At 73.0% G+C, this 12,964-nt stretch carries 12 protein-coding genes; 8 read left to right on the top strand and 4 right to left on the bottom strand.

The genetic code is table 11. The annotated features are described in order from the left end of the window. Window positions 1-14: 14 nt before the first annotated feature. From ABZ490_RS27320 to ABZ490_RS27310, 3 genes are read right to left on the bottom strand one after another with little or no spacing between them, the layout of a single operon-like run. Window positions 15-3,521 (bottom strand): 5-oxoprolinase/urea amidolyase family protein, encoded by a 3,507-nt coding sequence (locus ABZ490_RS27320; protein WP_358995098.1) that lies wholly within the window; start codon window positions 3,519-3,521, stop codon window positions 15-17. Continuing rightward, window positions 3,518-4,123, bottom strand: a complete 606-nt coding sequence (locus ABZ490_RS27315; protein ID WP_358995095.1) for an urea amidolyase associated protein UAAP2 — start codon at window positions 4,121-4,123, stop codon at window positions 3,518-3,520. Before ABZ490_RS27315 ends, ABZ490_RS27320 begins: the two co-directional genes overlap by 4 nt. Next, window positions 4,120-4,947, bottom strand: coding sequence for an urea amidolyase associated protein UAAP1 (locus ABZ490_RS27310; protein ID WP_358995092.1), 828 nt, complete (start codon window positions 4,945-4,947; stop codon window positions 4,120-4,122). The genes ABZ490_RS27315 and ABZ490_RS27310 overlap by 4 nt, the downstream gene beginning before the upstream one ends. 176 nt (window positions 4,948-5,123) lie before the next feature. Between ABZ490_RS27310 and ABZ490_RS27305 the strand changes: the two genes are divergently transcribed. The 6 genes from ABZ490_RS27305 to ABZ490_RS27280 all read left to right on the top strand — a co-directional run bounded on the left by ABZ490_RS27305 (window position 5,124) and on the right by ABZ490_RS27280 (window position 10,625). Continuing rightward, entirely contained in the window at window positions 5,124-5,759 is a 636-nt protein-coding gene (locus ABZ490_RS27305; RefSeq protein WP_358995089.1) for a TetR/AcrR family transcriptional regulator, read from the top strand. Between the two features lie 273 nt (window positions 5,760-6,032). Beyond that, complete coding sequence (locus ABZ490_RS27300) at window positions 6,033-7,667, top strand: ATP-binding protein (RefSeq protein ID WP_358995086.1); 1,635 nt, start codon at window positions 6,033-6,035, stop codon at window positions 7,665-7,667. Beyond that, on the top strand, window positions 7,664-8,071 hold the full coding sequence (locus tag ABZ490_RS27295; protein WP_055638917.1) for a roadblock/LC7 domain-containing protein: 408 nt from the start codon (window positions 7,664-7,666) through the stop codon (window positions 8,069-8,071). The genes ABZ490_RS27300 and ABZ490_RS27295 overlap by 4 nt, the downstream gene beginning before the upstream one ends. Then, window positions 8,068-8,478: a DUF742 domain-containing protein gene (locus tag ABZ490_RS27290; RefSeq protein WP_358995082.1), complete on the top strand. Its 411-nt coding sequence runs from the start codon at window positions 8,068-8,070 to the stop codon at window positions 8,476-8,478. Before ABZ490_RS27295 ends, ABZ490_RS27290 begins: the two co-directional genes overlap by 4 nt. Next, window positions 8,459-9,079, top strand: a complete 621-nt coding sequence (locus ABZ490_RS27285; RefSeq protein ID WP_358995079.1) for an ATP/GTP-binding protein — start codon at window positions 8,459-8,461, stop codon at window positions 9,077-9,079. The genes ABZ490_RS27290 and ABZ490_RS27285 overlap by 20 nt, the downstream gene beginning before the upstream one ends. A gap of 67 nt (window positions 9,080-9,146) precedes the next feature. Continuing rightward, complete coding sequence (locus tag ABZ490_RS27280) at window positions 9,147-10,625, top strand: cytochrome P450 (protein ID WP_358995076.1); 1,479 nt, start codon at window positions 9,147-9,149, stop codon at window positions 10,623-10,625. A 15-nt stretch (window positions 10,626-10,640) separates the two neighbouring features. Here the strand turns inward: ABZ490_RS27280 and ABZ490_RS27275 are convergent, their stop codons facing one another. After that, window positions 10,641-11,588, bottom strand: a complete 948-nt coding sequence (locus ABZ490_RS27275; RefSeq protein WP_358995073.1) for an RluA family pseudouridine synthase — start codon at window positions 11,586-11,588, stop codon at window positions 10,641-10,643. Between the two features lie 70 nt (window positions 11,589-11,658). Between ABZ490_RS27275 and ABZ490_RS27270 the strand changes: the two genes are divergently transcribed. After that, the gene (locus ABZ490_RS27270) at window positions 11,659-12,240 is read left to right on the top strand and encodes a GNAT family N-acetyltransferase (protein ID WP_358995070.1); all 582 of its coding nucleotides are present in this window, start codon (window positions 11,659-11,661) and stop codon (window positions 12,238-12,240) included. Between the two features lie 100 nt (window positions 12,241-12,340). Then, entirely contained in the window at window positions 12,341-12,859 is a 519-nt protein-coding gene (locus ABZ490_RS27265; protein ID WP_358995067.1) for a hypothetical protein, read from the top strand. Window positions 12,860-12,964: the final 105 nt, after the last annotated feature.

Genomic DNA, 12,964 nt, shown 5'->3' with positions numbered 1-12,964 from the left:
GCCGGGTACCTCTCTCAGTTCGCGGCCGGGGCCAGGACGAGCAGCGCCGTCCCCGCCTCCACCTGGTCGCCGGGGCGGGCCAGGACCTCCGCCACCACGCCGGCCGTCGGCGCGTGCACCCTGGACTCCATCTTCATCGCCTCCAGCGCGAGCAGCGGCTGACCCGCCGCCACCGCGTCGCCCGGCGACACGTTCACCTGCCAGACCGACGCGGCGAACTCGGCCTCGATCAGCCGCCCGCCCGCCGGGACGCTCACCTCGGCCGGGGCGGCGGGCGGTGCGGACGCGGACTCGGCGCGCGCGAACTCGCCCGCCGCCTCCCACGCGTCGCGCTCGGCCGTGAACGCCGTCTGCTGCCGCCGCCGGAACTCCGCGATGGACGCGGCGTGTTCGGTGAGGAAGGCCTGGTGCTCCGCCAGGGAGAAGGTGCCCTCCTCGATCCGCGGCACGAACCGGCCGGAGGCGAGGTCGGCGCGCAGGTCGAGGAGTTCGTCGGCCTCGACGGGGTACCAGCGGATCCGGTCGAAGAAGCGCAGCAGCCAGGGGGAGCCCGGCTCGAACGCGCCGCGCTGCTGCCACGCCGACCACACCTGGGTCGTACGGCCCACGAACTGGTAGCCGCCGGGGCCCTCCATGCCGTAGACGCAGAGGTAGGCGCCGCCGATGCCGACCGAGTTCTCGGCCGTCCAGGTCCGGGCGGGGTTGTACTTCGTCGTCACCAGGCGGTGGCGGGGGTCGAGCGGGGTGGCGACGGGGGCGCCCAGGTAGACGTCGCCGAGGCCGAGGACCAGGTACTCCGCCGCGAAGACCGTGTCGTAGACGTCCGCGACCGAGGGGAGACCGTTGACGCGGCGGATGAACTCGATGTTCCACGGGCACCAGGGCGCGTCCTCGCGGACCCCGGCCATGTAGCGGGCGATGGCCTCGCGGGTCGCCGGGTCGTCCCAGGACAGGGGGAGGTGGACGGTGCGGGAGGGCACGACCAGCTCGTCCGTGGGCGGCAGGGCGCGCGCCATCCGCCGTACGGCCGTGAGGAGTTCGGGCAGGGGCAGCAGGGCCGGGTCGGTCCGGATCTGGAGGGAGCGGATGCCGGGGGTGAGGTCGCCGACGCCCGGCAGGGCGGCCGCGGCGACCGCCTCCATGAGGGCGTGGACCCGCATCCGCAGGGCCAGGTCCAGCTGCATGGGCCCGAACTCGACCAGCAGGTTGTCGTCGCCGCTGCGGCGGAAGGTGACATCGCCGTCCCGGGCGAGGATCCCGCCGTCGACGATCGCGGGGCGGACCGCGCCGTGTGTGTCGACGGGGGTGAAGCGGACCGTGTCGCCGGGCCGGAGCTGGCCCAGTTTCCAGCGTTCGGAGCTGAGGACGGTCGCCGGGCACACGAACCCGCCGAGGGAGGGGCCGTCGGGGCCGAGCAGCACCGGCATGTCGCCGGTGTAGTCGACGGCGCCGACGGAGTACGGGGTGTCGTGGATGTTGGAGGGGTGCAGTCCGGCCTCGCCGCCGTCGGTGCGGGCCCAGCGCGGCTTGGGGCCGACCAGCCGCACCCCGGTGCGGGCCGAGTTGAAGTGGACCTTCCAGTCGGCGGCGTAGAAGTCGTGGATGTCGTCCTCGGTGAAGAACTCCGGTGCGGCGTGCGGGCCTTCGACGGCGCCGAGGTGCCAGACGGAGCCGAAGGACGGGCGGTCGGTGACCGGGGTGCCCTCGGTGACCTCGCCGCCGTGCAGGACGTCGCCGGTGCGCAGGGCCCGTCCGCCGTGCCCGCCGAACCGGCCCAGGGTGAAGGTGCTCGCGCTGCCGAGGAAGGAGGGGACGTCCAGGCCGCCCGCGAACAGGACGTAGGTGCGCAGGCCGTGTTCCGTCGGCGCGCCGATCTCCAGCAGGGCCCCGGCCGGGACCGTCACCGGCTCCCACTGCGGCACCGGGGCGCCGTCGACCGTCACCGGGGCGGGGGCGCCGGTCACGCACACGGTCGTGGGGTGGGTGAACCGCAGCGAGGGCCCCTGGAGGGTGCATTCGAGGCCGGGGGCGCCCTCGGGGTTGCCGAGCGCCCGGTTGCCGAGCCGGAAGGAGCGGTCGTCCATCGGGCCGGACGGCGGGACCCCGACCTGCCAGTGCCCGGTGCGGCCGGGCCGGTCCTGCACGGTGGTGAGGGTGCCGCCGGCGACGACCTCGATCCGCGGGGTCGGGTCGTGCACCTCGGCGAGGGTGGCCGTGGAGTGGGTCGCCGTGCGGAACCGCGGGTCCGCGAGCGCGGCCCGCACCAGCCCCAGGTTGGTCTCGATGCCGTCGACGCGGGTGCGCTCCAGCGCCTCGTCCAGGCGGCGCAGCGCGTCGGCGCGGTCCGCGCCGTGGGCGATCACCTTCGCGAGCATCGGGTCGTACGACGTCGTCACCTCGGTGCCGGTCTCCACCCAGCCGTCGACGCGGACGCCGTCGGGGAACGCGACCCGGGTCAGCAGGCCGGCGCCGGGGCGGTGGTCGCGGCTCGGGTCCTCGGCGTAGAGCCGGGCCTCCACGGCGTGTCCGCGCGGGGGGCCGGGGTCGCGGACGACGTCCCGTTCGCCGCGGGCCAGGCGCAGCATCCAGGCGACGAGGTCGACGCCGTAGATCTCCTCGGTGACCGGATGCTCCACCTGGAGGCGGGTGTTGACCTCGAGGAACCAGGCCTCCTCGCGGGCCGCGTCGTAGACGAACTCGACCGTGCCGGCGGAGCGGTAGCCGACGGAGGCGCACAGCTCGCGGGCGGAGGCGGCGAGCTGCCGTCGCACGGGGTCGGGCAGGTCGGGGGCCGGGGCCTCCTCCAGGACCTTCTGGTTGCGGCGCTGGAGGGAGCAGTCGCGGTCGCCGAAGGTGACGACCCGGCCCTCGCCGTCGCCGAAGACCTGCACCTCGACATGGCGGGCGTGTTCCACGAGCCGTTCCAGGAAGACGCCGGCCGAGGAGAAGGAGGCGGCGGCGACGCGCTGGACGCGTTCCCAGGCGTCGGTGAGTTCCCCGGGGGAGCGGCAGGCGGACATGCCGATGCCTCCGCCGCCGCCGGTGGCCTTGAGCATGACCGGGTAGCCGACGTCCTCGGCCCGTGCGAGGGCCTCGGGGAGGTCCGCCAGGAGTCCGGTGCCCGGGGCCAGCGGCACCCCGGCCGCCTCGGCCGCCGCGCGGGCGGTGTGCTTGGTGCCGAACAGCTCCAGCTGCTCGGGTGTCGGGCCGACGAAGACGATCCCGGCGTCGGCGCAGCGGCGGGCGAAGGCCGCGTCCTCGGAGAGGAAGCCGTAGCCGGGGTGGATCGCGCCCGCGCCGGTGTCCTTGGCGGCCTTCAGGACGAGGTCGGCGTCGAGGTACGACTCCTTCGCGGGTGCCGGGCCGAGCCGTACCGCCTCGTCGGCGAGCCGGACATGGGGGGCCGAGCGGTCGGGGTCGGAGTACACGGCGACGGTGCGCAGGCCGAGTTCGCGGGCGGTGCGCAGGATACGGACGGCTATCTCGCCCCGGTTGGCGACGAGGAGCTTGGAGAAGGTCATCCGGCGCTCCCGGTGATCGTCATCTCCACCGCCGTCGGCTCGAAGCCGTTGCACGGGTTGTTGATCTGGGGGCAGTTGGAGACGAGGACGAGGACGTCCCGTTCGGCGCGCAGGGCGAGGGAGAGGCCGGGGGCGGAGAGGCCGTCGACGATGCCGAGGGTGCCGTCCTTCTCGACGGGCACGTTCATGTACCAGTTGATGTTGGAGACCAGGTCCCGCTTGCCGAGGCCGTACTTCGCGCCCTCGGCGAGGAAGTTGTCCACGCACGCGTGCTGGGTGTACGTGTGGTGGCCGTAGCGCAGGGTGTTGGACTCCTTGGAGCAGGCGCCGCCGACGGTGTCGTGGCGGCCCACCGCGTCGGCGGTCACCGTCATCAGCGGGGTGTGCTCGTCGGACATCAGCACACTGCCCGTGGTGAGGAAGATGCCGCCCTGGGCGTGGATCGTGTCGGGGGCGCTGTAGCGCACGGACGTGTCGTGGGCGTCGTACACGAGGAAGTCGACGGCCTGGTTGCCGTGCAGGTCGGTGATGGTGAGCGTCTCGCCCTCGCGGACGATCGCGGACCAGGCGGCGCGGGCCGGGACGACGGTCTTCGTGCTCATGCGAGCCCCCTCGCGGTGAGGAATTCGGCGGTGTTGAGGAAGGCGCGGCGGCCTTCGGGGGTGGCGTCCCACAGGGGGTCGCCGGGCCGGGTGGGGGCCGCGCGCCAGGCGAGGACCTCCAGCGGGGTGCTGACGTAGTCCGGGCGGGGGTCGGCCGGGTGCGGCACGTTGGCGATCAGGACGGTGAGGTCCTGTTCGGCGCGCAGGGTGACGCTGCCGCCGGGGCCGGCCGAGCCGGTGAAGTCGAGGGTGCCGTCCTCGCGGACCTCGACGCCCTGGAAGAAGGAGAGGGAGGGGGGCAGGTCGCGGGGTTCCAGGCCGTTCTTGGCGGCGGCCAGCTTGAACAGCTCGCGGCCGGCGGGGGAGGGGCCCTGCGGGGTGCCGTCGCCGTAGCGGGCGGTGTTGCGGGCCAGGGTGGAGGTGCCGGCGAGGGCGTCGTGCCGGCCGGAGGTGTCGGCGATCAGGGAGGCGAGGACACGGCCCTGGTCGGAGAGGAGGAGCACGCCCTCGCCGAGGTAGGCGTTCCACTGGACCTTGACCGTGTCGGCGACGTTCAGCCGCTCCCAGGGGCGGCCGTCCACGTGGAGCAGCAGATGGGCGCAGGCGTCGCCGTGCAGGTCGGTCAGGCGCAGTTCGGTGCCGCGGGCGAGGACCCGGTGGGTGTAGTTGCCGCCCGCCACGGTCTCGGCCCACACCAGGTGGCCCGCCTCGCAGGGCGGGGCCGGCCAGTCGGCCGCCGGGACGACGGGCATGGCCTCGGCCCGGGTGCCCTCCTGGGCGCGGGCGTGGTCGCGTGCTCCGTACGTGGTCGCTGTCGCCGCCATCGCGGACCTCCGGATGTCCGTCGCGCGACGTCCGTCGCGCAATTTCTGTCGCGTGACAGAAATTAGGGCCGGGGCGGGTCGCCGGCATTGCGCGTCCGTTGCCGCCCGGTTACCGAGCCCTCACCGGCGGCTCTCGCGAAGATCGCCGTCCGGCGCGGTGTGCGAGGATCGAACGCATGGGGACGAGCAGGGAGACCGGCGGGCGGCGCGTCGGCCGGCCGCGGGCCGCGCAGCGGCCGGACAGCGGCCTGGAGCCGCGCGCCGAACTGCTCGCCGCCGCCGCGGAGCTGTTCACCACGAACGGCTACGCCGCCACCACCACCCGGGCGGTGGCCGAGCGGGCCGGTATGCGCCAGGCCTCCATGTACCACTACGTCTCCGGCAAGGAGGAACTCCTCGCCGCCCTGCTGGAGTCCACCGTCACGCCGTCGCTGACGTACGCCCGCGCGCTGCTCGCCGAGGACGGGCGGGCGGCCGAGGAGCGGCTGTGGGAGCTGTGCCGCACCGACGTGGAGCTGCTGTGCGGGGGGCCGCACAACCTCGGCGGGCTGTACCTGCTGCCCGAGGTGCGCGCCGAGCGGTTCGCCGGTTTCCATGCGGTGCGCGCCGAACTCAAGGACGCCTACCGGCAGTTGATCGCCGGGACGGCGGTGGGGGGCGGGCTCGCCAAGGGTGAGCTGGATCTGCGGACCGATCTCGTCTTCGGCCTCATCGAGGGCGTCATCCTGGTCCACCGCTCGGACCCCGAGCGGCCCGTCTCCGACTTCGCCCGCGCCACCGCCGACGCGGCCCTGCGCATCACCGGGGCCTGAGCACCGCCTGGGAGTGACCGGCTCACCCGTCCGGGCGGGCCGCTTTTCGTACACCCTTGCGTGATCACTGTATGTGTTCGAGTGGTGCCCGAGTGTGCAAATGGGACTGAGGTTACTCCACTCACGCGATCGGTTTCAGAGGGTCGCCGAATATGACACAGCGATGATCCGGTCGGACTAAGCTCGCCCGCGGCGCACCGAGTTGCGGTGTATTCGTGCGTCTGTTCCCAAATGCTCCGAAGATACCGACAGATCCCTACAGAGGGTGCCCACATGGTGAGTGTTCAGTCCCCACCCGGTCGCCGAGAACTTTCCTTCGCCCGGCTGCTGTTGCTGCCCGCGATACTGATGGCCGCGGTGACCGGAGCCGCCGTCGCCCTGGTGGCGGGGCAGGCACGGCTCGCCGTCGGCGTCTGCGGAGCGGTGGCCACCCTGCTCATCACCGCGGCGGGGGCCGACGCCCGGCGCCGCTGCCGCCGGCTCTGGGAACTGCGCACCGCTTCGGAGCAGCGCGTCACCCATCTGGAGCGGCGCCTCGCCGCCCAGCAGGACGAGAACAGGTTCATCGCCAAGGAACTCGTCCCCCTCGCCGTGGAGTGGCTGCGCGGCGGGAATTCCCCCGAGGAGGTGATGCACCACCTGGGGGAGCGCGAGCCGTTCTTCCACGAGATCGACGACGGACAGCGCGCCCTCGTCAAGCGGTTCCTGGACGCCATCGACTACGAGAACGCCCTGCGCGACTCCGTCCAGCGCGCCTTCGTCAACGTCGCCCGACGCGTCCAGGCGATCGTCCATCAGCAGTGCGCGGAACTGCGGGAGATGGAGGAGGACCACGGCCGCAACCCCGAGGTCTTCGACGACCTGCTCCGCATCGACCACGGCACCTCCATGATCGGCCGCCTCGCCGACTCCATCGGCGTCCTCGGCGGCGGCCGCCCGGGCCGCAGCTGGCCCAATCCGGTCCCGCTCTACAGCGTGCTGCGCGGCGGCATGTCCCGGATCCTGGAGTACCCCCGCATCAAGCTGAACTCCATCGCCAAGGTCAACATCCGCGGCATCTCCGTCGAACCGCTCATCCACGCGATCGCCGAACTCCTCGACAACGCCACCCGGTTCTCACCCCCGAACTCCAAGGTGCAGGTCAACGCCATCGAGGTGCAGACCGGCATCGCCATCGAGATCGAGGACGCCGGCGTCAGCCTCAGCGAGGAGTCCCGCGCCAAGACCGAGAAGATGCTCGACGACGCCATGCGCGGCGTCACCATGCAGGACCTCGGCGGCGCCCCGCGCCTCGGCCTCGCCGTCGTCGGCCGGCTGTGCACCTCCTTCAACCTCCAGGTGTCGCTGCGCACGTCGGCGTACGGCGGGGTCCGCGCCGTCCTCGTCGTGCCCCGCGAGATGATGACCTCCGACCCGGCACCCGGCTACGCCCACGGCATCGGCGCCGCCTCCGCGCAGATCGACCTGAGCAACCTCGAGGGCCCCAAGCGCCCGCCCAAGCGGCGCCGGCCCACCAACCCGAAGATCCCGGCCAACGTCTCCCTCGAGGACGACGTGCCGGTGATCACCGAGTGGACCGACAAGGGCCTGCCGCAGCGCCGCTCCAAGGCCATCGTCCCGATCAGCCAGCGCTACGCCGAGGCGTACGCCGCCCAGGAGGCCGCCGAGCGCGCCGAACGCGAGGGCAGGCCCGACCCGTTCGCGCAGGCGCAGCCCGAACCGCCGAAGCCCAAGAAGAAGAAGCAGGAACCCGGAGTGGCCTTCGAGGCCTTCTGGGAGGGCCTGAAGAAGATCGCCCCGCCGGGTGTCCACCCCACCGACTTCACCCGCAACCCCACCGCATACCTGCACCTGATCCAGGACAAGCCGAAGCCGCCCGAGGCCGACGACGAAGGGGACCTCACGTGATCCAGCAGCGCCAGAACTTCGACTGGGTGCTCAAGGAGCTCTACGACGGCGTCCCCGGCATCGAGATGATCGTCGTGCTCTCCTCCGACGGCCTGCGCATCGCCCGCTACGCCGGTGAACCCGACGCCGCCGACCGCGTCTCGGCCGCCTGCGCGGGCATGCAGAGCCTCGCCACCGCCATCGCCCAGGAGATGGAGTGCGTCGAGGGCGACATGAACCTCATCATGATCGAGATGGACGGCGGCTACTTCTACATGATGTCCGCCGGCGCCAACGCCTATCTCGCCGTCCTGTCCGACGTGTGCTGCGAACCCGGCCGGATGAGCGCCTCCATGCGCGACCTCGTCGTCCGGATCGGAGCCCATCTGACCAGCCCGCCCCGCCGCAACGGGCAGACCGTATGACGCCTCCGCAACGCAGGCGGCGCCAGCCCCTGGCGCTCCCGCCCCCCGCACCGGCCCCGCCCGCCGAATCCCCGGTGGACCGGGAGAAACAGCCCGACCGGCTCTACACGCTCACGGGACCCGACGGCGAGCGGGCGCCGCTGGACCTGGTGACGTTAATCGTGGCGTGTGCCGACCCCCCCTCGTCCGCCACCCCGGAACAGACCGTGGTGCTGCGGATGTGCGCCGCCCCCCTGTCGGTGGCCGAGGTGTCGGCCTACCTCGGCCTGCCGTTCACCGTGGTGACGGTCCTGCTCACCGAGATGCTGGCGGCCGAACTGGTCCAGGCACGCGCCCCGATCGTCCGCCAGAAGCTCCCCGACCGATCCCTGCTCGAAGCGGTGATGCATGGACTTCAAAGGCTCTGACACGGTCCCCGGCCCACGGGCCGAGGACCGGCTTCCGCAGACCACCACGGCCGCGGCGAAGATCGTCATCGTGGGCGGCTTCGGCGTCGGCAAGACGACCATGGTCGGCGCCGTCAGCGAGATCAAACCGCTGACCACCGAGGAGACCATGACCCAGGCCGGCGTCGGCGTCGACGACGACTTCGGCTCCGACACCAAGACCGCCACCACCGTGGCCATGGACTTCGGGCGCATCCGCATCACCGACCAGGTGGTGCTCTACCTCTTCGGCACCCCCGGCCAGGAACGCTTCTGGTTCCTGTGGAACGGGCTGTTCGAAGGCGCCCTCGGCGCGGTCGTCCTGGTCGACACCCGCCGCCTGGAGGTCAGTTACGAGGTCATGGGCCGGCTGGAGGAGGGCGGAGTGCCCTTCGTCGTGGCCGTCAACACCTTCCCCGACGGCCCCCGTTACCCCCTGGAGGACCTCCGGGCCGCCCTCGACCTGGCCCCGGACGTACCGATCGTGGAGTGCGACGCCCGCCGGCGCGCCTCCAGCCGGGACGTCCTGATGACCCTGATGCGGTTCCTGCACACCCTCTCGCTCAGAGGCAGCCTCACCTAGCCCCGAGCCCCCCATTTTTTCTCCCACCCCCCGACAACGAATCCCCCACAGCTGCGGAGCGACCCCTGTGACGCCTGAACACCCCACGACGACCGGACCCCACGACCTCGCCCTGGACCCACCGCCCGGCTGCCCCGCCCACGCCACCGGCACCGGCGGACTGACCCGGCTCTACGGCCCCGGCGCGGAGGACCTCGGCGACCTGTACGAGCAACTGCGCGAGCAGTACGGCCCCGTGGCCCCGGTCCTGCTCCACGACGACCTGCCGATGTGGATGGTGCTCGGCCACGCCGAGAACCTCCAGATGCTGCGGACGCCCTCGACGTTCACCAAGGACACCCGCGTCTGGACGCCGCTGCGTGAGGGCCGGGTCCGGCCCGACCACCCGTACATGCCGCACATCGCCTGGCAGCCGATCTGCGCCCACGCCGAGGGCGACGAGCACAAGCGGCTGCGCGGCGCGGTCACCGCCGCCATGGAGACCCTCGACGAGCGCAGTGTGCGCCGGTACATCTACCGGGCCACGCAGACCCTGGTCAACCGCTTCTGCGAGGAGGGCCGGGCCGACCTGGTCGGCCAGTTCGCCGAGCACCTCCCGATGGCGGTGATGTGCCAGCTCCTCGGCATGCCCGACGAGTACGACGACAAGATGGTCGCCTGCGCCCGGGACGCGCTCAAGGGCAGCGAGACCGCCGTGGAGAGCCACGCGTACGTCGTCGACGCGCTCAGCCGGCTGACCCTGCGCCGCCGCGCCGCCCCCGCCGAGGACTTCACCAGCCATCTCCTCGCCCACCCGGCCGGGCTGAGCGACGACGAGGTCCGCGAGCATCTGCGCCTGGTGCTCTTCGCCGCCTACGAGGCCACGGTCAACCTGCTGTCCAACGTCCTGCGCATGGTCCTGACCGACCCGCGTTTCGTCGCCCGGCTCAACGGCGGCGAGATGACCGTGCCGGAGGCGGTCGAGCAGTCCCTGTGGGACGAACCGCCGTTCAGCACCATCTTCGGCTACATGGCCAAGCAGGACACCGAGCTGGGCGGCCAGCGCATCCGCGCGGGCGACGGACTCTTCTTCGCGCCCGCCCCCGCCAACGTCGACCCCCGGGTGCGCCCCGACCTCTCCGCCCACATGCGGGGCAACCGCTCCCACCTCGCCTTCGGCCGGGGCCCGCACGAGTGCCCCGGCCAGGACATCGGGCGCGCCATCGCCGACGTCGGCGTCGACGCGCTGCTGTCCCGGCTGCCGGACATCCAGCTCGCCTGCGAGGAGGACGAGCTGCGCTGGACGACCTCGATCGCCTCCCGGCACCTGGTGGCCCTGCCGGCGCACTTCGAGCCCAAGCCCCAGCAGGACGTCAAGCTGAAGCCGACCCACGCGGCCTCCGTGCCGCCGCAGCGCGCCTTCCGCCCGCTGCACATCGACCCCAGGCCGACACCCCCCGCCCCCGAGCCGATGGCCGCCCCGCAGCCCGAACCGGCCGCCCCCCAGCAGCCGGTCCGCCGCCCCGGCGCCTGGCAGCGGTTCCTGCTCTGGTGGCGGGGCTACTGAGCCGCCGCCCGGCGGCTATCCGGCCCAACGGGCGTACGACACCCAGGACTCCAGCACCCTGCCGCTGCGCAGCCGGTGCCGGACACCGGTGACCGGATCGGTGAACTCCAGCTCCCGCGCCAGCAGTTGCAGCGGGCGCCGGAAGTCACCGGCCGGGCCGGGCGGGGCCACCTCCGGGTAGAGGGGGTCGCCGAGGATCGGGACGCCCAACGCGTTCATGTGGACGCGTAGTTGATGGGTCTGACCGGTGTGGGGGATCAGCCGGTAGCGGGCCAGCCCGTCCGGCCGGTGCTCGACCGGCTCGATGTCGCTGACCGCGTTCGGCTCCCCCGGCACCTCGAACGCGGCCAGCGTGCCGCGCTCCTTCACGATCCGGCTGCGCACGGTCACCGGCCAGGCCCGCGCCGGGTCGTACGGGGCGACGGCCTCGTACACCTTGCGCACCCGGCGGTCGCGGAACAGCGTCTGGTAGGCGCCGCGCTCCTCGGGCCGGACCGTGAACAGCACGAGCCCGGCGGTGAGCCGGTCCAGACGGTGCGCCGCGCCCAGGGCGGGGATGCCGAGCTCCCGCCGGAGCCGGGCCAGCGCGGTCTCGGTGACATGGCTGCCGCGCGGGGTGGTGGCCAGGAAGTGCGGCTTGTCCACGACGACGATGTGCTCGTCGCGGTGCACGACCTCCAGCGGGAACGGCACCGGCACCTCGGCGGGCAGCTCCCGGTGGAACCACACGAACATGCCCGGTACGTACGGGGCGTCCGGCGCCACCGCCGTCCCGTCGGCGCCGACCACGAGACCGGCCCGCAGCATCCCGTCGACGACCCCCGCGCCCGCCCCGCCGAGCCGCTCCACCAGATGGTCCCGCACGGTGGCCCACCCGCCCTCACCCGGCAACCGCACCCGCACCGCGTCGATCCCGTCGCGCTGCGGCAGAGGGGAGGGCGGGGGAGGGGTACGGCGTCTCATCGGGGTCCAGGGTACGAGGGCACCGGAAAATCCGTTGGCCCGGGCGGGCGTCGTTGGCAGGATGCGCCCCATGCCCTACACCGCCGCCTCGGTGCTGCCCGCCGGAACCCTGTCCGCCTCCCCGCAGCCCGTCCTCGCCACCGGGGACGGACTGGTCCTGCGCCCGTGGCGGACCGAGGACGCCCCCGCCGTGCACGCCGTCTTCCAGGATCCGCTCATCCACCAGTGGCAGCTCCGGGCCGCCGAGTCCCTGGAGGAGGTCGTCGGCTGGATCGAGGAGTGGCAGCAGGCCTGGGCCGGGGAGAAGGACGCCCAGTGGGCCGTCGTCGACGAGGGCACCGACCGGGTGCGGGGGAGGGTGGCACTGCGGGAGATCCTGCTGGGCGAGGGGACGGCCGAGGTGGCGTACTGGACCGCCCCGGAGGCCCGCGGCGGCGGCACGGCGGGCCGCGCCACGGCGGCGCTCGCCCGCTGGGCCCTCGACGAGATCGGCTTCCACCGCCTGGAGCTGACGCACGCCACCGCCAACGAGGCGTCCTGCCGGGTCGCGACGAAGGCCGGTTTCGTCCTGGAGGGCACCCGGCGCAGCGCCGTCCTGCACCGGGACGGCTGGCACGACATGCATCTGCACGCACGCGTGCAGGGCGACTGAGAACCATCACTCGATCGTGGTCACCACCCGGGCACACGCCCCACAAGGGGTCATTGAGGACGCATGATGCGATCTCCGCCACGCTCGTCCCGGGGGACCCATGCGCCAGACCGCCACCGCCGTCCTGCTCGCCGTCACGCTCGCGCTCGCGGGCTGCTCCGGGGGGAGCGGCGACACGGACGCCGAGCCCGGAGCCGAGCCGGGAGCCGAGGCCAGGTCGCCGACACCTACGCCGACACCTACGCCGACACCTTCGGCGACGCAGGAGAGGCTGCGGCCCGTCTGGGGGCCCAGGCTCGAGGCCGCCGCAGGCAAGGGCGGTGAGGGCACGTCCGCCTGCCACCGGCCGTCGAGCGACGCCTGCGCCGGATACGTGCGCGACATCATGGCGGTCGTCACGGGCCTGGCGGACGCGATCAGGACGTCGGGACGCGCGTACCCGAAGGCTCGGGCCCAGATCGCCAGGATGAAGCACGCGCAGGCGGCGTACGCGGCCGCCGGGTGCCACGGGGACCCCGCGGCGGACGATCCGGACTCGCGGTGTCACGGGGTGGTGGCCGTCACCATCGGCGCGTCCACCCTGGACGTGACGCTGCTGACCGACGAGTTCGGCAGGTAGGCGCACGGGCCGGCAGGCCGGGGCACGGTCGGCGGGGCACTGTCAGTGGTGGCGCATAGCCTTCTCGCATCACCGTTCACGCATGCTGCTGGCTGCGCACGCTGA

The sequence above is a fragment of the Streptomyces sp. NPDC005811 genome, assembly GCF_040630405.1.
Lineage (GTDB): Bacteria > Actinomycetota > Actinomycetes > Streptomycetales > Streptomycetaceae > Streptomyces.
This window is presented reverse-complemented; position numbering and strand designations above follow the sequence as displayed.